Below are 22,473 nucleotides of genomic sequence, written 5' to 3' on the forward strand. Positions count from 1 at the left end.
CAAAGCCAGAACAGTTACTATAAAATTAACAGATCTCGCCAAGCCTCTGCTTGAAAAAGCATGCGTAATACGGGCGAGCCATTTTTTTATTCGGGAGTAAGTTTTTATGAGCATCGATCCAATTGAACCTATTGAACTGAAGCCGCCTAGGACATATGAAGAGCAGCTTAATATTTTTCGCTGCCGTGGACTTGTCATTGACGATGAAGTAAAAGCCCTAGAGACTTTGAAAAGGATCAATTATTATCGACTGACGGCTTACATGCTAACTTTTAAAAAGGATAATGTTTTCCTACCGGGAACGACGTTCGAGAAAGTATATCGGCATTATGAATTTGATAGTAAACTAAGGATTCTCCTCACAGAAGTGATTGAGCATGTAGAGATAGCCTTTCGGGCTCATCTTAGTTATGAAATAGCACACAAATATGGGGCACTTGGTTACCGTAATCCAGATAACTTTAGGAATAGTGATTATCACGCTGAATTTTTGAAAAAACTCGATACCTCTTTGGAAGATTCAAAAGATCACTTTGTACTTCATCACCATGTTCATTACAATAAACAATTTCCTGTTTGGGTTGCCTTTGAAGTTCTTACGTTTTCAAACTTGTCCATGCTTTTTAGAAACTTACTATTAGTTGATCAAAAGCACATCACGAGGACTTATTACAGAAATCTCGATTATGGACAAATTTCAAATTGGCTTCACGGATTAACTATTGTTAGAAATCGGTGTGCTCATTACAGCAGGTTGTTCAACACTGCAATGCCTGTGGGTATAGGATTTCGGGTTATTGATCGAAATAAGGATATTAGAAGTAATGAGCTTTTTGCTATCATCTTTAACACAAAGTATTTGATTACAAATAGAACAGTATGGAGCAACTGGGTTACTCGATTGGAAGCTTTGATTGGAGAGTACCCAGAGGTGGAAGCAGGCTACCTAGGTTTTACAGAGGATTGGTATGCACTGTTAACTACCTAACTGGAGTGTGTTTTAGATCTTAGATATTTCCTCCTAATTATATGCACACACATTAGACATAATTAAGCCTCCAAAGCCGCAATAAAGTGGTTTTGGAGGCTTTTTCACGGTGCAACAGGTGTACTCCAACGCTATAAAGTATGCTATCATGCCTATAGAGGGCGGCGCGGTATGCCGCTAATTTTTGTTGAACAGAGTAGGTGTGCACAGATGGGAATAACCGAACTTTTGTCCTACTTCACGGAAGAAAATTTATCCTTGCTGCTAGACAAGTATCGTTCGCTCGGCCCTTTACCCGGTCTTCTTCTCCCTTTTATGAAATCGTTCATTCCGCCGCTTCCCACGTTGGTCATTATAAGCGTAAATGCTGCTGTATATGGGCTATGGCTCGGTTTTTTGTATTCTTGGATCGGCATTGTGAGCGGATGTCTGGTAACTTTTCTCCTTGTGAAAAAGGTTGCAGGGCACCCTTATCTAGAGCGCTGGTCGCAGAAGCCAAAGGTGCAGAAAAGCCTTGTGTGGGCGCGTCGTCAGGCGTTCAACTATGTCTTCCTGCTCAGCCTCTTTCCATTAGGTCCGTTCGTCGTCATTAATATGGCTGCGGGGCTGGTAGGGATGAGATTTCGCTCGTTTCTAGTTGCTGTTGCCGCAGGGAAAGCCGTCATGGTCATGTCGGTTTCTTTTATCGGCCACGATCTTAATGGATTTATTGAGAATCCCTACCGGATTCTATATGTTGTTGTATTCGTAGTCGTATCTATGCTGATTAGCAAAAGAGTGGAGAAGCGTTTTATGTAACCAATGCCGGCATATCCGCCATCAGCATTTCATGAAATTTGGCCGCCGCGAGGGATGGCGTTGTATCTCGGCGAGCAGCGATTCCGATATAGCGTGTTGGAATGGCGACAGTAGGCTTCAACTCGTAGAGCAGCCCGTCCGCTAGTTCTTGGGTTACATAGGATTTGGAGACGAAGGCGACACCTAGGCCAAGTTTGGCAAATTCGATGAGCAAATCAATGCTGCCTAGTTCAATATCGGCTTGAATTGTGACATTTTGTTGGGAGAACCAATGCTCAGCGAATCGTCGGGTGCTGCTTCCGGCTGATAAGAGCAACAGCGGGAATTGGCCGAGATCATGGGCTGTGAGAGGAAGAACGGCCTTATCGCGATAAGCCTCTCCGCCGACGAAGCAGTCCTGCAAAGTCATAATCGCTTGGATCGTTAAAAGGGGATCTTCGGCAGTGGGCAAATGAATCAGCCCAAAGTCGACGGTGCCCTCTTTGACCCTCTGTGTAATTTCGGAGGTTTTACCGTGCGAGAGCCGGATACGAACTTCAGGATACTGCTTATGATACTTGTCCAAATAAGGAAATAAGAAATGCTTGAATAAGGAGTCGCTCGCTCCGATGCGAAGTTCGCCTCCTGTGAGGTCTTTGAGTTGGGACATTTTGCGTTCCCCGGCATCCAGCAGGGCGAAGGACTGCTCGACATAAGCTAGCAGGGCTTTTCCTTCTTCCGTAAGCTCCACCCCCTTGGACAGCCGATGGAAAAGCTTCAGGGACAAGGCTTGCTCCATTTGTTTAATGGCGTAGCTAACGGATGGTTGGGTGATATACAGCTCTTGCGCTGCTTTGGTTAAATTGCCTGTTCTGGCGGCGTGCAGGAAAATACGATACCATTCCAAATGGATCATGATATAGAGCTCCTTTATGGGAAGGTGCTTATTTGGCGATTTCATTTATGCCTAATCCCCTCATTATAATGAGCTTATAGCTTAAGCACAATTGGAGAGGGTGCAGGAGATGAAACCATCATGGATTCAACATGAACCAGATCGAGAAGCAAGATCACCATGGTCGCAGCATCAGGAGGGCCAAACTGTGCGGTTATCGCCGCCTCATGCTCAGATTGATCGGACTTTGCGTATTCCTGGAAGTAAAAGCTTTACGAACCGCGCGCTGATCATCGCCGCACTGGCGAAGGGGACGACACGGCTGCAGGGTGTTCTGCAAAGCGATGATTCTTATTGGTGCATGAAAGCATTGAGAGAGCTGGGGGTCCACATTGACGTGGATGGGGATATGGTGACTATCCAGGGAAATGAAGGGCAATGGGCGATCTCGGATGCAGAGCTATATGTGGGGGCAGCCGGTACGGTTGCACGCTTTTTGCCTGGTGCACTTGCGGTAGGCAGGGGAGTTTGGACGCTAAAAGGAAGTCGGCGCATGAGCGAGAGACCTCTGACTGTGCTGTTAAATGCGCTATCCAGCCTAGGCTGCGCTATCCAGTATCAAGAGAATCCGGGGAGTGTGCCGCTGACTCTGCAGGCAAATGGGTTGAATGGAGGCGAGGTTACGGTGTCTGGTGCAGTGTCCAGTCAGTTTATCAGCGGATTATTGCTGGCTGCACCCTATGCCAAAGAGCCGCTGAGGATACGCATGGATGGGGAGGTCGTACAACGTGATTATGTAGAAATGACGCTGGATATGATGCGGGCATTTGGGGCAAAACCGGAGGTTCAAGATGAGGGGCGAACGATAGCGATTCAGCCCAGTGTCTATGAAGCTCGGACATTATCTCTTGAGCCGGATGTATCTACGTGCGGTTACTTCTGGGCTTTGGCAGCTTTAACGAATGGGCGCATAAGGATTGAGGGGATTTCGGCGCAAACACGCCAGCCGGATATTGAATTGCTGGATGTACTGGAGAAAATGGGCTGTACGATCACTCGCGGCGAGACTTTTGTAGAGGTGCGTGGCACAGCACGCCTTAAAGGGGGATTCACTGTAAGCATGCAGCGCTGGTCCGACCAGACGCTTACGCTTGCTGCGTTGGCGCCATTCGCGGACGGACCTATTACGCTGACTGATGCTGCCCATATTCGGCATCATGAATGTGATCGCATTGTGGCGATATGTCAGGAGCTTCGCAAGCTGGGTATTCAAGTCGAGGAGCACGAAGACGGTTTGACGGTGCATCCCGGACAGCCGCAACCAGCGCTGCTTGATCCTCATGACGACCACCGGATGGCGATGGCGCTATCGCTGATCGGTGCAAGGGTAGATGGTTTGCAGATTTCTGATCCTGGCTGCGTGTCGAAGACGTGCCCTGATTTCTATGAGCGCTGGCGTGATCTCGGCATTGGTGTTGATTTGATCTAACTTGTAGGTTGGTCTGCTGGGTTCAACCGGTTGCTTCATCGAGCAGCACCTGAAGGCGCAGTTTCGGATACAGAACGGACATTTCCTCAGCTTGCTTCTCTAATTTCTTGCGATCAAATGGTTTCGTGAAAATGTCCCGATCCGGCAAAAAGGTCACGCTCGTTCCGGTCTCATGGGTGAATCCGACCGTTTGCAGCTCGCTTTGGGGGATGCCGTGCTTATAAGATTGTTGAAACACACGGCCGTCACGACGAATTTCAACCGAAAGCTTAAGAGACAGCGCGTTGACGATGGGCATGCTGATGCCTTTTTCACTGCCTGGTGCCAAGAATGAGGCACTGGCGCTGAGACGGTTCATGTCCGTGAGAACGGTTTGAACGCGTGGATGGTCTACGCCGGGAAGCGCCTGAACAGGGATGCCTCGACCGTTATCGCCTATGGTTACGCTGCCGTCAAGATGCAGGATGAGATGGATCTCGGTACAGGTCCCATGCAAATGCTCGAGAATGCTGTTCTCGACGACAGCCCAGAGGAGTAGATGAGGGTCATAGCCATCATTGGCTGCTCCCAAGTAGGGATGTGCATTATTTCTGACCTCCGACATGTCAAGGAAATCACTGGTATCGAATAGATCATTTGCCGCAGCAAGCAGTAGGAGGAGCGGAAGTGCACGATGGCCGGGTACTGCGTATTTGCCCCCTCGCTCTTCCTGTACGAGCAGATCAGCGCCAGCTAATGCTTTCATATGATGATAAAGCTGTCCTGTTGTCCCCATATTCAGACGCTCAACGAGCTCTGGGCCGGTAAGCGGCTCTTGTAAAACAGTCCGCAAAATATCCAGACGCTGCTTATGGCCGATAGCGCCAAGAATTTTGGCTGCTTTATCGCTATCCAAGCGCAGAAGCTGATTAACGCCTCTTTCTTGCGGTTCCCAGCGATAATGGGTAGGCCCGCTCTGGAATTGTCCGGAGTAAAAGACCCTGCTTTGTTCCGCATCCGGCAGCTGTTGTTGGGTCATAAATTTGCTCGTATCTTCCTGTCTATGCATGAATTGTTCGATTCGTTGCTGGAGCGTATTCATTTGCGCTTGCAATGCATCTAGTTCGGCTCCATAATCCCGTGGCACAGTCAATTGGATCACCTCATGAATAATTTATTTAATTACGTAATTACGTAATTAAATAATATCATGTGAGATAGAAAATGTATACAATAAAATGAATGAATGCTCTCGATATTTTCTGGGGTCAGATTTGTCTGGAAAAATGTAACAAAAAGACGAACAAATGCTAAGGGGAGCGTTTGTTCGTCTTTTTGTTGAGATTTCATCGTTATGGCTGCTTATAAGCCAACCTCCTGTTCACTCCATGCCCAGAAGCGATGTGCCATATCTTCATCTTGGGCCCTCTCCGAGATGGGCGCTATCTTCTTCTTATACCAATATTCACCGCTGATCGTCTGTACGTCCGGACTGGTGGACAAATAAATCGCCGTTTCCGCACCTTGCGCCGGCGTCAGGAAAAAAGGCCGTAGCAGTCGGTGCACGAACTTGCCAAAGCCGGTGTCGCGATCGACGCCGATGTTCGTGCCGACGGCTCCCGGATGCAGGGCGTTGACCGTAGCTGTGGTGCCCGCTAGTCGCTTGGCCAGCTCACGCGTGAACCAAATATTCGCAATTTTGGATTGCGCATACCCTCTCCACACACTGAACCCCCGCATCAGGTAAGGGTTATCGAAATCGAAGCGCCCGATCTTATGGGCGCCGGAGGAGACGTTCACGATCCGCCCTTGCTGCGCGCGGACAATGGCCTCTAAGAGCAGGTTGGTCAGCAGAAAGTGACCAAGATGATTAACGCCCGTCATGGCTTCGAAGCCATCGGACGTTGTTTGCCGCTTCACGGTGACCACGCCCGCGTTATTGACGAGCACATCAAGCACCTGATGCTTGGCAAGGAAATCTTCCGCGAAGGCGCGAATGCTCGCGAGCGACCCCAGATCGCAAAGCATCAGCTCTATGCGATCGGATCCGCTTTGCTGTCGTGCCTCAGCCAGCGCAAGCTCACCCCTCTGCTTGCTGCGGCACAGCATAATAACATGCGCACCTTTGCGGGCTAGGGCGACAGTGGTAGCGAGTCCCATCCCAGAGTTAGCTCCGGTAACAATAACGGTTGGATGATGCATACGGACGCCTCCTTGGCTTTTTATTCCATTATAGCTTATGGATAGGGGACTCGCATTGTCTGCCTAACGGTATGTGGGTGGGGGGAGACGGATAGGTGAATGATGGGTCGTCGAATATGTAGATAGGTGGATAGATTGGTGAATGGGTAGATAGACAGAATGATGAGAGGAAGATGGGGAGATGCGCAGGTAGATAGATGAGTAGATAGATGGATTGATGGATAGATGGATAGAAAGATGAGTAGATGGATGGGGAGATAGATGAGTAGAATAGATGGATTGATGGGTAGAAAGGTAAGTAGATGCGCAGGTAGATAGATGAATTGGTGGACAGAGCGATAAGCAGATGGATGGGTAGATAGATGAGTAGAATAGATGGATTGATGGGTAGAAAGGTAAGTAGATGCGCAGGTAGATAGATGAATAGATGGACAGAAAGCTAAGTAGAAATGGGGAGATAGATGAGTTGATAGATGGAGTGATGGGCAGAAGGATAAGTAGATGCGTGCGTAGGTAGAATTAGATGAATTGGTGGATAGAGGAGTAGATAGATGAATAGATGGACAGAAAGCTAAGTAGAAATGGGGAGATAGATGAGTTGATAGATGGGGTGATGGGCAGAAGGATAAGTAGATGCGTGCGTAGGTAGAATTAGATGAATTGGTGGATAGAGGAGTAGATAGATGGATAGATGGACAGAGCGATAAGTAGATGGATGGTTAGTTAGGCAGATAAATAGCTAGCGTGCGATAGGGATCGACATGAAGGAATCAAATGAGGTTGTACTACAAGCCATGTTTGAGTTGGGAGTATGTGGTACTAGGGTGACGGAGGTTTGATCGCCGCCATGTGTGCCATGGCACGCGGTCGTCAGGATCCGCGCAAGGATGATCGGCCATCGACGATAAAACCTGCAAATGTGCAGGCTTTTTCCGGAAAATCGTACGAAAAACGAAAATTCCTGCAAATGTGCAGGAATTTTTAGCTTTTTCAGCTTCAAGTTCGGAAAAGGCCTCAAAAGCCTGCAGAAACGCAGGAATTTCATCGTTTAGATGATTTCCAGTATGAAAAAGATGCATAATCGCAGGCTTTCACAAAGTTCAGCCACTCATTTCGCTGTATTCGTACTTTTTGCTAGGGACAAGCGTATCCCTACGAGTCTAAAGAGCTTCCTTTGTCTTTGATTGTAACCGAAAACATAGACAGAAGCAGCGCAGCTTTCAGTTTGACAAGCAAATTCACTGCAACAACTAACCAACGCTACATATGCCAAAATGAATCTGAGTATGCACTGGATGCAGCAGGACTACGATGATAGTCCACAAAAAAAGGGCTGTTCCTAAGTAGTTGTTTCTACTTTTGGAGACAGCCCCTATTGTCTATTCAATTTCTACACCAGAGGTTCCATGCCACGTTCAATCCAACCCTCACGTGTTGGTCCATAGATCTCCGGCACTCGGAGACCGGCTTGACGCATCAAGACGATCATTTCACCGCGATGATGGATCTCATGGGAGATGAGAATGCGCAGGGTTGCAGCATTCTCCCACTGCTCTCCATACATATCGGTGGATTCTGCCAAGGTGGCATCTGTCCACTGGGACTGGATCGCATCAGTAAGGCCGGCAGCTGCAGTGCGATAAGTATCTGCAATGGTTTGGGCAGACGATGGGGCATGGTGCTCCCCAGGCGGCGCCGTGAATGTAAGTCCTGTACGCGAGAGCATCTCATGAATGGTTGTTGCAATGTGCCAGCCCAGCTGTCCGAGCGAGCGGAAATCCGGCGCAATACGTTGTGTAAGTGAAGTATCCGTCAAAGTGTCCAACACGCGCTGAGTCGCTTGTGTTTCATTGTTCCATTCCGCAACGAAATCTTGAATTGTTTTAAACATGGGAGAGCCTCCTTAGAGTTTTTCGCCAGAAAAACTGACGCCGTAAGCATTTGCTTGAGTTTTTCGCCAGAAAAACTGGCATCGTAAGCATCGCTTGAGTATTCGCCAGAACTGGCAGCGTAAGTACTAAGCCTTTCGAGTACTATATCCCTAGTATAGACAACTACTACTGACAACAGGTTGTCAGTGGCTCGAATAGAGTAGAACAATTTTTTCGGCCTTCTCTTTGATGACAGCTGCTATGTGGGGCGGCTGGAGTATTCGTATGCTCGGACCGAAACTTAGCAGCATCCCGTGAAGCCAGGGCTCATCCGGCTGCGTAGCCGTAATCATCATGGAGCCATCCGGTTGATAGTCGATCTGTTTCGGTTGGAAGTAGTCTTCGATTTGAGCCTGCACATTAGGCTGGGCGTGCAGGATAAGTGTAATAAGCGAATGAGGTTCGTGATTGCCCCAGCCGTGCTGGAGCGTCTCTATCGTTTCCGTTTTGCGTTCAAAAGTTTGAGGGAGTACGTTGATTTCCTTCATTCGAGATAGACGGAAGACACGAAAATTCTCGCGAAGCAGACAATAACCATAGAGATACCAACCAAAGCCTTTGGCCACGATGCTCATCGGTTCGGCGGTTCTTATGGATTGCTCGCTTTGTGAAGAAATATATTGAAAAGAAATTTGTTTAGAGTCTTTAATGGCGGTGCGCAGCATATTCAGCTTCTCTTTGTCATGGGTGCCTTCACGCCATGGATTCATATCAATGATCAGTTGGTTATTCGCTGCATGGTGTTCGGATTTGGCGACGAGCGCACCAACTTTGTCCAGCAAGCTGCCGACTTCTTGATCGCCTACGGTGGAACGTATCCCTTTGAGCCCAACAATGATGGATTGAAGCTCTTCCAAGGACAAATACTGACGTTCCAGTCGATATTGATCCATAATTTCATAGCCGCCGTTCAAACCGGCGTAAGAGGCGATAGGAATGCCGGCTTGATTAATGGCTTCGATGTCACGGTACACGGTTCGCAAGGAAACTTCAAAGCGTTCCGACAGCTCCAGCGCGCTGATTCTCTTGCGATTCAAAAGCAGCATCGTAATCGCAAGCAAGCGATCTATTTTCAAAAAAGACACCTCATCCACTCATAATTATTACAAACATACATTCGATTAAAAGAGGAGAAATTCCTTTTCTAGGCAAAAGGAATAACTTGTCAGGTTGCCCTCGGAACAAAGGAAAAACGATCGACAAAGGGAATTACTTACAAATGAAGAAAATGAAGCATGGAGGCGGTCAACCTATGAATGCCAAGTTAAATGAGTGGATTGTGGATGCGGATATCCATACTTTGCAGAAGGCGATGGAAGCGGGCGAGGTCAGTTCCGTGGGGCTGGTTGAGTTGTACCTCGAACGAATAGAGCTTTACGATCATGCGATTCACGCCGTATTAGAAATAAATCCAGATGCAAAGGAGCTGGCTCGACGGCTTGATGAGGAACGTCAGAGTCAAGGCAGCCGCGGACCACTGCACGGCATCCCGATTCTCCTCAAAGATAATATTGATACCGCCGACCGTATGCCTACCAGTGCGGGATCTGTTGCTTTAGCGAACTCGGTTGCGGCTGAAGATGCTTTTATCGTGACGCAATTGCGGAAAGCGGGGGCCGTGCTCTTGGGGAAGGCAAATATGACGGAATGGGCTAATTTCATGTCGGCAGCGATGCCCTCCGGTTATAGCTCGAGAGGTGGTCAGGTTTGGAACCCTTATGGGCCCGGCAAGTTCGATGTTGGTGGCTCCAGCGCAGGGTCAGGCGCCGCAGTGGCTGCCAGCTTCGCAGCAGCCGCGATTGGCACCGAAACGTCAGGTTCCATTGTGAATCCGGCTCATCATAACAGCCTGGTTGGGTTGAAGCCAACCGTAGGCTTGTTAAGCCGAACAGGCATCATCCCCATCTCTCACAGCCAAGACACGCCGGGACCGATGGCAAGGACAGTAGCGGATGCAGCTATTTTGCTAAGCGCACTGACAGGGACCGATGAGCGGGATGCGATGAGCTTGGCAAGTGAGGGAAGAGGCCAGCAAGACTACACCGCTTTTCTCGATGCAAAAGGGCTTCAAGGTGCGAGAATCGGCATCCCTCGCTGGTTCTACAAGAACTTGAACGAGGAGGCGCGCCTCGTGGCCGAGAATGCGATTAAGGTCCTGCGCGAGCAGGGCGCAGTTTTGATTGATCCTGTCTCGCTGCCATGTGAGCAGCAAGCGGCGGCGTGGAATATCGATGTGCTGCGCTACGAATTCAAGAAAGATCTTAACGATTACCTAGCCAAGCTAGCACCCTCCGTCCCCGTGCATTCCTTGGAGGAGGTAATCGCGTTCAATCATGCGCATGCGGATACAGCGCTGGTCTATGGACAAGACATGCTTATCTGGTCGGATGAAACGAGCGGTACGCTGACAGAGGCCAACTATCTGGAAAGTCTGCATGATTATCAGAAGCTTACCCGGGCACAAGGGATCGACCATGCAGTAGCGGAGCATCAACTGGATGCCCTCTTGTTCCCTGGCGATGAGGGAGAAGATATTGCGGCGAGAGCCGGCTATCCGCTGCTGATTGTTCCTGCTGGTTATACGGCTGATGGACCGATGGGCGTTATGTTCGCCGCGGGGGCTTATAGTGAGCCGACACTTATTAAGCTGGCTTATGCTTTTGAGCAGGCTACGCGTTATCGGCAGCCGCCGGTGTTGTAATCGAGAATTTGAAAGCCTCCAACCCCTTGTTAGCGAAGGGATTGGAGGTTTTTTTGGCCTTCATAGAATCGGACAGCTGATGATCATTTCCCGGCTTTAAACCGCGGCGAAGTCTCTGGGTCCAGCGCATATGCTACATATGCTTTGGCGGACTGATCCAATTGTTCATCCGTAGCCTGATATACACCATTCACCGAGAATGGGGTCAAGTAGTGTGTCCCAATGAGATTGCTTGTCGCTTGGAAAGGGCGAAGCAGCTCAGGAAGCGTGTACTGGTTGTAGCCCCCCGGCGCGTAAGCTTTCTCGGGACCTCCTGTAGAGATGGCGATAAGCAGATCTTTGCCATGCAGCTTATCGCCTTGATTGCCGTATGCCCACCCATGGGTAAGAACGGCGTCCAGCCATTTTTTAAGCAAGGGGGGCGAACTGTACCAATAAAAAGGGAATTGCAAGATGATGCGATCATGGGCTTCCAAAAGCTGTTGTTCTGCAGCCACATTAATCTGCTCATCTGGATATACATCGTACAGGCGGTGCACAGTGACGTTCTCTTGTTGTTCCATTTCGCTGGCCAATCGGCGGTTAACGCGGGAGTCGGCAAGGCTTGGATGTGCTAGAATTACTAGAATTTTCATTGAGGTGCTCTCCTTTGATCATTGAATTGCGATAAGCTTCTTCTTCTTCTTCTTCTTCTTCTTCTTCTTGCAATTTTACAGAATACCTCAAGCTTTGTGAATTTATGCAAGCAGCTCAGAGCTGCTTAAAAGGGACTTTTTTGCAAGGGATTGAGGAATATTGATTCTAAAATTCATCAGCCCAAAGTCAATGGCCGCTCCGCATATGAAATGGAAACATTTGAAATAATAAAGCGAATTCAAATGAAAGGTAGGCGTCTGATCATCATGTTTAGAAAAATCACCCCAATTGCTCTGCACAGAGCAGCAATCAGCTTGCTCATCAGCAGTCTTCTCTTAGGGGGAGGAGGCTTAGCCTCTGCGGAAGAGCTTCCACCTCCATCGTCACCACAACCTTCGCAGCAAGGTCAGCTGGTGCAAACGAGGGAAATTGATGTCACCGGCGATGGCAAACCTGATACGGTAGCGCTGATTGGTTCGAAGTTGGACCCTAATAGTCCATACTTCGATAAACTGTACATTGTTGTGTCCGGTCAAGGTCAGCAGCAGGTTGTTATCCCATTGGAGGGCGGATACAATCCGCACATGCAGTTCTGCGATTTCATCGGGGATAAGCTTCCGCAGATTTATGTGGCCGCCGAAACCGGGGGCAGCGGGGGACTCTCTTATTATTACATCTACTCCTTGAAAAATAATGTCCCAACCGCAATTCCCTTGCCTGAACCGCTTCGCGTCAAATCGACCTTTAAGAAAAATTACAAGGTTCTGCTGAAAATCGAAGAGACCGGCAAATCCTTCAAAATCGATCTGATGGACCGCAAGGACGATTATGAGAAATTCGGTATATACAAAGACGGCAAGGTGATTAAGCCTCTTATTGTGAATGTAGACGGGTATGGGGCACTTAAACCCATAGACAAGGATCGAGATGGCATCTGTGAATTAATGGGTATTCAGCGTATTACCGGCATTGCAAATGCTGATACAATCGGTTATGCCAATTCCATATGGAAATGGAAAAAAGGCAAATGGGTCTTGAAAGAAGCTTCCATTACCCAAACACTGCAGCGTAGCCCACGTTAAACGAATCTCATATAACGAGTAAAAACGCCTCCCAAACCACATCTTTCGTGGGGATGGAGGCGTCTTTGCTTCGCGTACGAATTGAAAATTCCTGCGATTGTGCAGTTTTTTTCCTTGAAATTGTATGAAAAATGGAAATACCTGCGATTATGCATGAATTTTAAGCTTTTCCATCCTCTAATCGAGAAAAAGCCTCAAAAGCATGCAGAATTGCAGGCATTTAAAAGAAAAGGCTGCGCCAGCATGTAAAAAGATGCATAATCGCAGGCTTACCTATAGTACAGTCGCACACCACGCCGATGATCGTGCCATTCGCCAGCGATCATTGTTCTATCTTGCAGCTTGCTCACCTGAAATAGTAAATCCGAGTCCATTACGCCCAGTTGCCCTTACGGAACAAAGGCTCACGGGTCCCATCCGCATAGAGGCCATCAATTGACATATCGGCAGAGCCGATCATGAAGTCAACATGGATTAAGCTTTTGTTATAGCCATTTTCGGCTAATTGCTCGGGGCTCATCTGGGTTCCGCCTTCAATTGTGAACGGATAAGAGTTGCCGAGTGCAATGTGGCATGACGCATTTTCGTCAAATAGCGTATTGTAGTAAATAAGCCCGGAATTGGATATCGGAGAATCGTCCGGCACGAGCGCCACTTCGCCTAGATAACGAGCGCCTTCATCCATATCGAGCATTTTGTTCAGCACCTCTTGCCCAACTTCGGCAGTAGCTTCCACGACTCGGCCGTTCTCGAATCTCAAGGAGAAACCGTCGATTAAGGAGCCTTGGTAGCTCAGCGGCAAGGTGCTGCGAACGATTCCGTTCGTGCCACTACGGGCAGGCATGGTGAATACTTCTTCAGTGGGAATGTTCGGAATGAAGAAAGTTCCCGCCTTCGACTCGCTTCCCGCGGCAACCCACAGGTGTTTGGCAGCCAGTTCAATATACAGATCTGTGCCTTCGCCTTTGAAATGCAATTGCTTGAATTTCTTCGTATTCAGCATATCTTGTTTCGCTGTTAGCAGAGCAATGTGCTCATTCCAAGCGGCTAACGGATCTGCTTTATCCACCCGCGTCAGCTTGAAAATTTGCTCCCATAGCTTGATGATACGATCTTGTTCGTTAAGTTCAGGGAAAACTTTGGCGGACCATTCCGCTGTCGGATAGGAGACCATCAGCCAATTGACCTGATTGCTGCGCAAATACTTCAAGAAGCCTTCGCGTGCTGTGGCTGTCGTTTTGCTGGAAATAGCGACGCGCTCTTGATCTACGTCCTTAAGTAAATCGGAATTAGGCGCATAGATTTGTAAAAAGGCTGCGCCATCCCGGGCCATTTCTTCCATGCCATTCGCGCGCCACATCGGGTATTCACGGAGTGTAGATTCCGGTGCATGCTTCATGCGAAGCGCTTTGACTTCATCGTCATCCCAGTCAATCACGACATCTTTGGCGCCGGCGTCATACGCCTTTTTGGTTAGCTTTCGCACGAATTCAGCGCAGGCGATGGGGGTCATGATGACGACGGTTTGATCTTTTTGAACATTTAATCCTACTCGTATTGCGAGTTCTGCATATTTGTCTAAATAATGCTCGAATGTCTCCATCTGACTGGCTCCTTTATATTTTACTAAGAATTAGTGTATGATAGAAAATAAAACTTTAACCTGTGGGAGAAAGGCTGGCGGAATATGGAAACGAAGAGCGTAACAAGCACTCCATCCAATTTCATTAAGAACATTGTAATCGAAGATTTGAAAACAGGCAAAGTCAGCCAGGTCGTTACCCGATTTCCCCCGGAGCCGAACGGTTACCTTCATATAGGGCATGCCAAATCGATATGTCTTAACTTTGAACTTGCGGATGAATTCAAGGGGCTGACGAACCTCCGCTTTGACGATACGAATCCGGTCAAGGAAGATACCGAGTATGTAGAATCGATCAAAGCCGATGTGGCTTGGCTTGGCTTTCAGTGGGACGGATTGTTCTTTGCATCGGACTATTTTGAAGAAATGTACAAACGTGCGCTTGTTTTGATTCGCAAAGGCTTGGCCTATGTGGATGACCAAACAGCGGATCAAATCCGTGAAGCCCGCGGCACTTTAACACAGCCAGGTACGAACAGTCCGCACCGCGATCGCAGCGTAGAAGAGAACGTAAGTCTATTCGAGCGTATGCGCGCAGGTGAATTTAAAGACGGGGAACGAGTGCTTCGCGCGAAGATCGATATGTCTTCTCCGAATATTAATTTCCGTGATCCCATTCTGTATCGTGTGGTGCATGCGCATCATCATAATACAGGCGATACTTGGTGCATCTATCCGATGTACGCGTTCGCTCATCCGATTGAGGATGCGATTGAGGGCGTTACGCACTCCATTTGTACGCTTGAGTTCGAAGATCAACGTCCTTTCTACGACTGGGTGATCCGCGAATGCGAGATGCCGAATGTACCTAGACAATATGAGTTTGCCCGTTTGAATATAACGAATACGGTGATGAGTAAAAGAAAGCTGAAACAGCTCGTTGACGAGAAAGCTGTTGATGGCTGGGACGATCCGCGAATGCCGACCATCTCCGGTTTGCGCCGCAGAGGCTTTACGCCGGAAGCGATCCGCAATTTTGCCCGCGAAATCGGCGTTGCCCGCAGCAACAGCACGGTGGACGCGAAGATGCTGGACCATTTTATCCGTGAGGATTTGAAGTTGAAAGCTCTTCGGACCATGGGCGTGTTGAACCCGCTGAAAGTGGTCATCACGAACTATCCGGAAGACCAAGTCGAGATGCTAGAAGCTGAGAACAACTCCGAGAATCCGGAAATGGGCAACCGCCAAATTCCGTTTTCCCGCGAGATTTATATTGAGCAAGACGACTTCATGGAAAATCCGCCGAACAAATATTTCCGCTTATTTCCCGGCAACGAAGTGCGGCTGAAGCATGCTTACTTCATCAAATGCAATGACTTCGTGAAGGATGAGAACGGCAAAGTCGTTGAGCTTCACTGCACGTACGACGTAGAAACGAAAAGCGGCAGCGGCTTCACAGGCCGTAAAGTCAAAGGAACGATCCACTGGGTGGATGCAAAAAGCGCCGTACCTGCGGAGTTCCGCTTGTACGAACCGCTCATCTTGGACGACTCAGAAGACGAAAATGCTACGTTCCTAGAGAACCTGAACCCGAACTCTTTGCAAATCGTCCAAGGTTTCGTCGAAGACAACATGAAGCAAGCGAAGCCGCTGGATAAGTTCCAATTTTTCCGCCATGGCTATTTCAATGTAGATCCCAAACATACGACTAGCGAGCAATTGGTGTTTAACTTGATTGTTTCGCTGAAAAGCTCGTTCGAAGTGTAAGCGATAGTGTGATAAACGTCCGGCCTCACTGAATAAGTGGGCTGGGCTTTTTTTTGTCTTATTTCATGCATGCTTTTTGCTGAAAATTGCTGTACTATTTGCTTATAGTAGGACGAAAACAAGCTTCCTGCCACGAAGTCTTGTAGGAGATTAGACACATGTCGCTTAGGAGAGTGCTGCCCGGATGACAACCATTTTGGTCGTTGATGATGATCATAATATTTGCCGGATTACGAAGCTGTATTTGGAGAAGAGCGGGTATAAAGTGTTCACAGCTCATGATGGAGAGCAGGCGCTGACGCAGTTCGGGCAGCTAAGCCCTGATCTTATCGTGCTGGATATTATGCTGCCTAAACGGGACGGCTGGTCCGTCTGTCAGATGATCCGGGCCCAAAGTGATGTCCCCATTCTCATGCTGACAGCAAGAGGCCATGTGGACGAGCGGATCGAAGGCTTGCAGATGGGCGCTGACGATTATTTGGTGAAACCTTTTGACCCGAATGAGCTGGTTGCTCGTGTCACGACGATTCTTCGCAGGACGCTGCTTCGCGCAGAGGCTGCTGCACCAGCACATATTTATGAAATCGGCAGCTTGCGTGTCGATGTGTTGTCTCATGATGTGACGGTGGAAGGACAACTGGTGGCGCTGCCCAAAAAGGAGTATGAGCTGCTGCTGTTTTTCGTGCGTAATCCGAATCAAGTGTTTACTCGAGAAGATTTGATTGCGAAGATCTGGGGTTGGGATTTTGAAGGCGAGGACCGTGTCGTGGATCTGTATATCAAGCGCTTAAGGCAGAAGCTGTCTGCACTGACCGAACGCAAAGTAGACTGGGTAATTCGCACTGTCTGGGGTGTAGGTTATAAGTTTGAGGGCCCTGACGCATGCTGAACTCCTTTTATAGAAAGCTTTTATTCGTATATATGTCCATTACGATTGTATCCATTCTAGCGATATCGGGAACGATCGGTTATTCCATGCAGCAGAAAACCTATGATCGCAGCGAGAAGCTGCTGCTTGAGAAGGTGGAGCAAGTGGATGAGCTGGCCAAGGGGCTGCTTGATGGTTCGACACAGTCGAAGGATTTCCGAAGGCAAATCAACAGTATTGAGAAGTCGTCCAACGTTCACGTTGCTGTCGTTAAGCACCCTAAAGTGAATCTGGATAAAGTTCAGTCCATTGGTGAGACTCCTGCACGCAAGGTGTGGGTAGATAAAGTGTTGTCGGGCAATCAGGTAACCGTACGGAGTAATTTTGCCCAGAACAGCACAGTCCAGATGTTGATCGTAGGAAGACCGGTCCTTCAGGACAAAAATGTGATCGGAGGTATTTTCCTATATACACCAATCGTGAGTATTGAAGGAACGATTGATGGGATCAATCGGGCGATTTTAATATCGGCGATATCGATTGCGCTGGTGGCCATGGCGGTGTTGTACTTCGTCTCCCGGCATTTCGTAAAGCCGATACAGCTCATGAGCAAGACAGCGGAGGCACTGGCCCTAGGGGATTTCAGCGGGAGAGTCCCTGTTAGAGGGAATGACGAAATCGCCTCTTTATCGGGTTCGCTGAACCGGATGGCGGGCAAGCTGCAGAAGGTGGAAGAAAGCCGCAAACGGTTTCTCTCCGAAATCTCACATGAGCTGCGGACACCGCTGACCACGATTCGGGCGTCTCTGCAGGGGATTACCGATGGTGTCGTTGAACCGAAGGATGCGAAGGATTTCATTCAAGTGTCGTTACAAGAAACGCTTCGTCTGAGCAGCTTGGTGGATGATTTAATGGAGCTGTCATCGTTTGAGGAGAAGCAGGTGAAGCTCAACTTCCAGCATATTGATGTCACGGACGTCATTGGCCTTGTCGTGACCCAGCTTAAGATGAAAGCCAAAGGCATGGACATAGAGCTGAGTTCTGAGGCTGCTTCACCTTATATGGTGTACGCGGATGTTGATCGGCTTAGACAGGTGTTTATTAATTTGCTGGATAATGCCATCAATCATATTGAGCCGGGATCGGAAGCGGGGATTCGGGTGAAATCGGTCAAAAATGAGCGCTGGATCGAAGTGTGGGATAACGGTCCAGGCATAGCGCCGGAGAAACTGCCGCAGCTCTTCAATCGCTTCTACAAATCAGATGAAAGCCGCAACCAGTCTGGGGCAGGCCTCGGTTTGACGATCAGCAAGCATATTATTGAAGCGCATGGGGGCACGATACGCGTAGAATCGAAGCTTCAAGTGGGGACTGTTTTTAAAGTTTTCCTACCGATCGCAGATGTTTCGCCGCATGACAAACTTATGACATAACTATTGACTAAGATAAGGTTCGTAAGGAAGTTATAGACGAAACCATTTGAGGAGTGAATACTTATGTTGAAAAAATTAACAAGTCTAGCGTTGTTAGGTGCTATTGCTTTATCCGTTCCAGTGGCAGCATTTGCCGAGGATGCTCAAGGGAGTACCACTGCCTCAACGGCCAGCACCTCCCACCCGCTGAAGCAGCTGCTGCAAGATAAAGCGCAAGCACTGGGGATTTCCACGGAAGGCAAAACCAATGAACAAATCAAATCAGAGATTAAAGCTGCGCTTGCTGCCAAGAACACAGAGCGCTTGAATAAAGCGGCTGCGAAGCTGGGCATCAGCACAGACGGGAAAACAACTGAGCAGTTGAAGGCAGATATCCAAGCCGCGGTTCAAGCGAAGCTGCAAGAACAAGCCACGAAGCAGGGAATTAGCACGGAAGGCAAAACGAACAAGGAAATCAAAGCGGATCTGAAAGCAGCGGCGTTGACGAAGCTGAAAGACAAAGCGACCAAAGCGGGGATTGCCTCAGACGGACTGACAGCCAAAGAGATTCGCGCAGCGTTGAAAGCAGGCCATGATGCGAAGAAGGCGGCGGCTGTGAACAAGAAGGCTGCGAAGCTGGGTATTTCTACGGATGGCAAAACGACAGAGCAAGTATTCGCTGAAGTTGAAAGTGCTTTGAAAGCAAAATGGGACAAGAAAGCCCAAAAGTAAATATAGGAATACAGGAACAAACCTCAAGGGCAGCCTTGGGGTTTGTTTGTGTTTGCAGCCTGAGCATGAAGGGGATGTTTCTAGGGTTTAAATATCCGAGTAGCAAGTACGTTTATTATAATGAGGTATTTCGGGAATATGTGATGTGAATATCCTTCGTTTCCGCATCAGGCGCAATAAAATCGAATAGCCGCTCTGCTTCTTCTCGGATGCTATTCAACTGCTCCTCCGAGATGGGACGGAAAAGCGAAATGTTTAAATCGGCCGCTTTGCGCTTCTGTGTCACGGACCAAATGCCGCAGACAAAGCCATCAACCAGCAGTGTGGCGCGAATGATGCCATTGTCTGTGAAGACCAGATGCTTATCGTCATCTTGCAGAATGCGGCTGCGATCGTCGTAAGACAGGAGCATGTTGTCGAACTCCGATAAGAAGCGCATCGGAGCCGGGGTTGCCGGATCCGGCCGAGGGGCACCCGGAAGGTCGAACAGCTCATTTCCTTGCTCGTCGCGGAATGCGAGCAGGCTGGGACGCAGCCGCTCGACGACCTCGCGCAGCCGAGTCAAGCCGGACCAGACCTGCATATCCTTGACAGAGGCAGGTCCGAAAGCCGCCAGGTAGCGCAGCAGCATGGCTCCCAGGTCCGGCTCCTCCGCCAGCGGGCGGCCCAGCCACGCCTCCGCGGTCGTGTGGGCGGCTTGTCCGCTGGCGCCCCAGATGCCGCGCGGCGGCACCTGAACAAGCGGCAAGCGGCAGCGCACCGCTTGCGATAGCGCTGTGGCGTCGCCATGCGGCCACAGGGCTTGGAGGCGCTTGCCGAGCTCACTGAAGGTGAGCGGCTGCGCCTCCAGCAGCGCTCGCCCGGCAGCGGCGAGCGCATCCAGGTCCAGTTCGGCAAGCTTCTTGCCGAACGAGCCCTTCAAGCCTCGCTCCTGCACCGACTGCAGGAGCGGGCGCAGCGTCACGCAGTCGTCTGCCGTGACGAGGTGGAGGGTGGAGCGCATGAGAGCGATGCGCACCATGCTTCTCTCCATGAGGTGCGCAGACAGCTCCTCATGCCGGAACTGCCGCAGTCGAGCCCACAACGCCACGTAGGGCGGGTTGGGAGCCTGCGCCTGCAGGCCGACGAGATGCCGGACCGCTTCGCGGACGGACAGGTCCGAGCGGCTTAAGAGCAATTGCCGGGCGAGAAGGGCCCGGTTAAGGGCGCGCGTGCTCAAGGGCTGGTTTGTTGTCTGCCCGGTTGATTTTGGTTTCGAAATGGTCATCGCAGCACTATCCTTTGGAGGAGATATTCTTGTAACGGTAGGGACTCAGGCCGACGTGCTTCTTAAACATTTGGGAAAAGTAGGAAGCGTTGTGCAAGCCGATAGAGCGGCCGATCTCCTCTATGCTCAAACTGCTGGTCTTCAGCAGCCAGCAAGCCTGACGGATGCGGAGGGCGGTCAAGTATTCGGTAATCGTTGTACCAATCGTTTGCCGGAAGACAGCGGATACATAATTGGGTGAAAGATGAATCGCTTTGGCCAATCGGTTCAATTCGAAATCATCGCTGTAATGTTCTTCCAGCCATTCCATCACTTGTTTGGCAACGAAGGAGCTGGGCCTGTTCGGCGGCGGGGATTGCAGCGAAGTTTCCTCAAAGGCTTTGAGGTGATGAAGCAGCTCCAGCAGACATAATGCCTGTTCTTCCAGCAGCTGCTCTGTTGAAGCATGGTCCATTCGATGCTTGAAATCGGTCAGCTTGCGGAGCGTCAGCTCTTGAGGCAGATGTGTGAATACCTGCATATGCAAAGGTTCTTTCCACAGGCGATGGAAAAAAGCGAGCAGCGCCGGAAACGGAGCCACATAACGTTCAATCGCTGACGGTTCAAATACGAATAAGGTCCGCACATAACGGGATTCATCTTCCAGCTTCAATTGAATGCGGTGAAGCTGGAAAGGCTGGAAATACACCAAATCACCGGGCTTTAAGTCGAAAATTTGTTGGTTCATGATGACTCTGATTTGTCCTTCGTGAACGTACAGCAGTTCCATGCCTTGATGGGAGTGATAGATTTCTTTGAAATCATGCGTTCGGTCGAAGCTATAAGAGCACTGTATGGGGTGCTGGTTCAAATTTAAGTAATTGAGAATTTTCATAGAAGAACCTCATTGGAAAATCGTAATATAACAACATTTTATCATAACCAGACCAAACATAAAGGCTTCTGGATTTGTTAAGCTATCCTGTAAGAAGAATCTTATATGGAGCAGTTAATCCGAGGAGGCTATGAGGATGGATAATAAGGAATTGAGTAAGCGATTGCAAGAGGGGACTTGGCAGGAAATCATGCCGCCGCTGTGGGAAGCGATACAGGCTAAGGTGGACCAAATGATCGTTCAGATCGGTGACAAATCGCCGCATGTGGCTCCTCCTGATACCGGTAAATACGATGATATGCGTCACGATTGGTGGACTGCAGGCTTTTGGCCGGGCATTTTGTGGATTATGTACGATCTGACAGGAAAGCCGCACTACCGTGAGAAGGCTTGGAGCTGGGATGAGCGATTTGAGCAAAAGTCCGTTCAGGATAACAATTTTCACCATGATGTCGGTTTTCAATATTTGCCTACCGCTGTCGTGAAGTACAAGCTGACCGGGGATCAAGCGGGCAGAAGACGCGGCTTGGCAGCTGCCAACTTCTTGGCGGGACGTTATAACATGGCAGGCAAGTTCTTGCGCGCCTGGAATCAGGATAAGACTGGTTGGTCCATCGTGGATAGCTCCATGAATCTCTCTCTTCTATTCTGGGCAGCCGAGGAAATCAAGGACCCGCGGTTTGACATGATTGCCAGAGCCCATGCCGATACCGTTGTGGAACATTTTATACGTCCAGACGGCTCCGTTAATCATATAGTAAGCTTTGATCCCTATACAGGTGAGGTTATCGAATCACTTGGCGGTCAAGGAGCCGGACCGGATTCCAGCTGGAGCCGAGGAGCTGCTTGGGCGCTGCACGGCATGGCGAATACTTACCGCTATACCCAAGATAAGAAGTATTTGCATGCAGCTCAGCGGGTAGCTCATTATTTCCTGGCGATGCTGCCAGACGATTCCGTCCCTCATTGGGATTTCCGTGCGGCAGAGTCGCTTGTGGACGAACCGCGTGATACTTCCGCAGGCTCGTGTGCGGCTTCGGGCTTGCTGGAGCTGGCAGATGCGCTGCCTCCCGTGCAAGGTCGTCCTTATCGGGAAGCGGCGGAGAGAATCATGCTTGGACTCACTCGCCACTACGGGGTGTGGGACAAACCTGATTACGAGGCTATTCTTACTTGCGGCACTGGCAATAAGCCTGCCGATTCCAATATAGATGTATCACTCATCTATGGTGACTACTACTATGTAGAGACGCTGGCCAAGCTGCTTGGCTGGAAAAACAGAATTTTTTAA

At 49.3% G+C, this 22,473-nt stretch carries 19 protein-coding genes; 10 read left to right on the forward strand and 9 right to left on the reverse strand.

Annotated elements, in window-relative coordinates; all coding sequences use genetic code 11:
* The first annotated feature begins 106 nt into the window (after positions 1-106).
* Both HQN90_RS17135 and HQN90_RS17140 read left to right on the forward strand, forming a co-directional pair.
* Positions 107-988 (forward strand): Abi family protein, encoded by an 882-nt coding sequence (locus HQN90_RS17135; protein ID WP_173220840.1) that lies wholly within the window; start codon positions 107-109, stop codon positions 986-988.
* 210 nt (positions 989-1,198) lie between these two features.
* Positions 1,199-1,786, forward strand: coding sequence for a TVP38/TMEM64 family protein (locus tag HQN90_RS17140; protein ID WP_079415378.1), 588 nt, complete (start codon positions 1,199-1,201; stop codon positions 1,784-1,786).
* Here HQN90_RS17140 and HQN90_RS17145 read toward each other — a convergent pair.
* Positions 1,779-2,681 carry a LysR family transcriptional regulator gene (locus tag HQN90_RS17145; RefSeq protein ID WP_173220842.1) on the reverse strand — a complete coding sequence of 301 codons (903 nt, stop codon included), beginning with the start codon at positions 2,679-2,681 and terminating at the stop codon, positions 1,779-1,781. The genes HQN90_RS17140 and HQN90_RS17145 overlap by 8 nt on opposite strands.
* Positions 2,682-2,790: 109 nt before the next feature.
* Here HQN90_RS17145 and aroA point away from each other — a divergent pair, with 109 nt between their 5' ends.
* Entirely contained in the window at positions 2,791-4,149 is a 1,359-nt protein-coding gene (aroA, locus tag HQN90_RS17150; RefSeq protein WP_173220844.1) for a 3-phosphoshikimate 1-carboxyvinyltransferase, read from the forward strand.
* 22 nt (positions 4,150-4,171) lie between these two features.
* Here aroA and HQN90_RS17155 read toward each other — a convergent pair whose 3' ends face one another.
* The 4 genes from HQN90_RS17155 to HQN90_RS17170 all read right to left on the reverse strand — a co-directional run bounded on the left by HQN90_RS17155 (position 4,172) and on the right by HQN90_RS17170 (position 9,337).
* On the reverse strand, positions 4,172-5,275 hold the full coding sequence (locus HQN90_RS17155) for an ArsR family transcriptional regulator (protein WP_338042337.1): 1,104 nt from the start codon (positions 5,273-5,275) through the stop codon (positions 4,172-4,174).
* A gap of 215 nt (positions 5,276-5,490) precedes the next feature.
* The gene (locus HQN90_RS17160) at positions 5,491-6,330 is read right to left on the reverse strand and encodes an SDR family oxidoreductase (RefSeq protein ID WP_173220846.1); all 840 of its coding nucleotides are present in this window, start codon (positions 6,328-6,330) and stop codon (positions 5,491-5,493) included.
* A gap of 1,390 nt (positions 6,331-7,720) precedes the next feature.
* Positions 7,721-8,221: a DinB family protein gene (locus tag HQN90_RS17165; protein ID WP_173220848.1), complete on the reverse strand. Its 501-nt coding sequence runs from the start codon at positions 8,219-8,221 to the stop codon at positions 7,721-7,723.
* Between the two features lie 183 nt (positions 8,222-8,404).
* Positions 8,405-9,337: a helix-turn-helix transcriptional regulator gene (locus HQN90_RS17170; RefSeq protein WP_246362524.1), complete on the reverse strand. Its 933-nt coding sequence runs from the start codon at positions 9,335-9,337 to the stop codon at positions 8,405-8,407.
* Positions 9,338-9,513: 176 nt separating this feature from the next.
* Between HQN90_RS17170 and HQN90_RS17175 the strand changes: the two genes are divergently transcribed.
* Complete coding sequence (locus HQN90_RS17175; RefSeq protein WP_173220850.1) at positions 9,514-10,962, forward strand: amidase family protein; 1,449 nt, start codon at positions 9,514-9,516, stop codon at positions 10,960-10,962.
* A gap of 83 nt (positions 10,963-11,045) precedes the next feature.
* Here HQN90_RS17175 and HQN90_RS17180 read toward each other — a convergent pair whose 3' ends face one another.
* The gene (locus tag HQN90_RS17180) at positions 11,046-11,597 is read right to left on the reverse strand and encodes an NAD(P)H-dependent oxidoreductase (protein ID WP_173220852.1); all 552 of its coding nucleotides are present in this window, start codon (positions 11,595-11,597) and stop codon (positions 11,046-11,048) included.
* Between the two features lie 267 nt (positions 11,598-11,864).
* On the opposite strand from HQN90_RS17180, the gene HQN90_RS17185 reads away from it, so the two are divergent.
* A complete protein-coding gene (locus HQN90_RS17185; RefSeq protein WP_173220854.1) occupies positions 11,865-12,680 on the forward strand; it encodes a hypothetical protein in 816 nt (271 codons plus the stop codon).
* A gap of 373 nt (positions 12,681-13,053) precedes the next feature.
* On the opposite strand, the gene HQN90_RS17190 is transcribed toward HQN90_RS17185, so the two are convergent.
* A complete protein-coding gene (locus HQN90_RS17190; protein WP_173220856.1) occupies positions 13,054-14,283 on the reverse strand; it encodes an aminopeptidase in 1,230 nt (409 codons plus the stop codon).
* Positions 14,284-14,367: 84 nt separating this feature from the next.
* Here HQN90_RS17190 and HQN90_RS17195 point away from each other — a divergent pair, with 84 nt between their 5' ends.
* The 4 genes from HQN90_RS17195 to HQN90_RS17210 all read left to right on the forward strand — a co-directional run bounded on the left by HQN90_RS17195 (position 14,368) and on the right by HQN90_RS17210 (position 19,041).
* The gene (locus tag HQN90_RS17195; RefSeq protein ID WP_173220858.1) at positions 14,368-16,029 is read left to right on the forward strand and encodes a glutamine--tRNA ligase/YqeY domain fusion protein; all 1,662 of its coding nucleotides are present in this window, start codon (positions 14,368-14,370) and stop codon (positions 16,027-16,029) included.
* Between the two features lie 184 nt (positions 16,030-16,213).
* Positions 16,214-16,918, forward strand: coding sequence for a response regulator transcription factor (locus HQN90_RS17200; protein ID WP_173220860.1), 705 nt, complete (start codon positions 16,214-16,216; stop codon positions 16,916-16,918).
* Positions 16,912-18,330 (forward strand): sensor histidine kinase, encoded by a 1,419-nt coding sequence (locus HQN90_RS17205; protein ID WP_173220862.1) that lies wholly within the window; start codon positions 16,912-16,914, stop codon positions 18,328-18,330. Before HQN90_RS17200 ends, HQN90_RS17205 begins: the two co-directional genes overlap by 7 nt.
* 63 nt (positions 18,331-18,393) lie before the next feature.
* On the forward strand, positions 18,394-19,041 hold the full coding sequence (locus HQN90_RS17210) for a hypothetical protein (protein WP_173220864.1): 648 nt from the start codon (positions 18,394-18,396) through the stop codon (positions 19,039-19,041).
* 115 nt (positions 19,042-19,156) lie between these two features.
* Here HQN90_RS17210 and HQN90_RS17215 read toward each other — a convergent pair whose 3' ends face one another.
* Both HQN90_RS17215 and HQN90_RS17220 read right to left on the reverse strand, forming a co-directional pair.
* Positions 19,157-20,308 (reverse strand): winged helix DNA-binding domain-containing protein, encoded by a 1,152-nt coding sequence (locus tag HQN90_RS17215; RefSeq protein WP_173220866.1) that lies wholly within the window; start codon positions 20,306-20,308, stop codon positions 19,157-19,159.
* 7 nt (positions 20,309-20,315) lie between these two features.
* A complete protein-coding gene (locus tag HQN90_RS17220; RefSeq protein WP_173220868.1) occupies positions 20,316-21,182 on the reverse strand; it encodes an AraC family transcriptional regulator in 867 nt (288 codons plus the stop codon).
* A gap of 190 nt (positions 21,183-21,372) precedes the next feature.
* On the opposite strand from HQN90_RS17220, the gene HQN90_RS17225 reads away from it, so the two are divergent.
* Entirely contained in the window at positions 21,373-22,473 is a 1,101-nt protein-coding gene (locus HQN90_RS17225; protein ID WP_246362542.1) for a glycoside hydrolase family 88 protein, read from the forward strand.

Source organism: Paenibacillus alba, assembly GCF_013204855.1.
In the GTDB taxonomy this organism is placed as follows: Bacteria; Bacillota; Bacilli; order Paenibacillales; family NBRC-103111; genus Paenibacillus_E; species Paenibacillus_E alba.

What these genes read in the sequence shown, in the direction of transcription:
- HQN90_RS17175 (WP_173220850.1), top strand. Translation starts at nt 9,514, where the DNA reads ATGAATGCCAAGTTAAATGAGTGGATTGTGGATGCGGATATCCATACT.
- HQN90_RS17200 (WP_173220860.1), top strand. Translation starts at nt 16,214, where the DNA reads ATGACAACCATTTTGGTCGTTGATGATGATCATAATATTTGCCGGATT.
- HQN90_RS17160 (WP_173220846.1), bottom strand. Translation starts at nt 6,330, where the DNA reads ATGCATCATCCAACCGTTATTGTTACCGGAGCTAACTCTGGGATGGGA.
- HQN90_RS17225 (WP_246362542.1), top strand. Translation starts at nt 21,373, where the DNA reads ATGCCGCCGCTGTGGGAAGCGATACAGGCTAAGGTGGACCAAATGATC.
- HQN90_RS17195 (WP_173220858.1), top strand. Translation starts at nt 14,368, where the DNA reads ATGGAAACGAAGAGCGTAACAAGCACTCCATCCAATTTCATTAAGAAC.
- HQN90_RS17220 (WP_173220868.1), bottom strand. Translation starts at nt 21,182, where the DNA reads ATGAAAATTCTCAATTACTTAAATTTGAACCAGCACCCCATACAGTGC.
- HQN90_RS17185 (WP_173220854.1), top strand. Translation starts at nt 11,865, where the DNA reads ATGTTTAGAAAAATCACCCCAATTGCTCTGCACAGAGCAGCAATCAGC.
- aroA (WP_173220844.1), top strand. Translation starts at nt 2,791, where the DNA reads ATGAAACCATCATGGATTCAACATGAACCAGATCGAGAAGCAAGATCA.
- HQN90_RS17210 (WP_173220864.1), top strand. Translation starts at nt 18,394, where the DNA reads ATGTTGAAAAAATTAACAAGTCTAGCGTTGTTAGGTGCTATTGCTTTA.
- HQN90_RS17205 (WP_173220862.1), top strand. Translation starts at nt 16,912, where the DNA reads ATGCTGAACTCCTTTTATAGAAAGCTTTTATTCGTATATATGTCCATT.
- HQN90_RS17140 (WP_079415378.1), top strand. Translation starts at nt 1,199, where the DNA reads ATGGGAATAACCGAACTTTTGTCCTACTTCACGGAAGAAAATTTATCC.
- HQN90_RS17180 (WP_173220852.1), bottom strand. Translation starts at nt 11,597, where the DNA reads ATGAAAATTCTAGTAATTCTAGCACATCCAAGCCTTGCCGACTCCCGC.
- HQN90_RS17215 (WP_173220866.1), bottom strand. Translation starts at nt 20,308, where the DNA reads ATGACCATTTCGAAACCAAAATCAACCGGGCAGACAACAAACCAGCCC.
- HQN90_RS17135 (WP_173220840.1), top strand. Translation starts at nt 107, where the DNA reads ATGAGCATCGATCCAATTGAACCTATTGAACTGAAGCCGCCTAGGACA.
- HQN90_RS17145 (WP_173220842.1), bottom strand. Translation starts at nt 2,681, where the DNA reads ATGATCCATTTGGAATGGTATCGTATTTTCCTGCACGCCGCCAGAACA.
- HQN90_RS17190 (WP_173220856.1), bottom strand. Translation starts at nt 14,283, where the DNA reads ATGGAGACATTCGAGCATTATTTAGACAAATATGCAGAACTCGCAATA.
- HQN90_RS17165 (WP_173220848.1), bottom strand. Translation starts at nt 8,221, where the DNA reads ATGTTTAAAACAATTCAAGATTTCGTTGCGGAATGGAACAATGAAACA.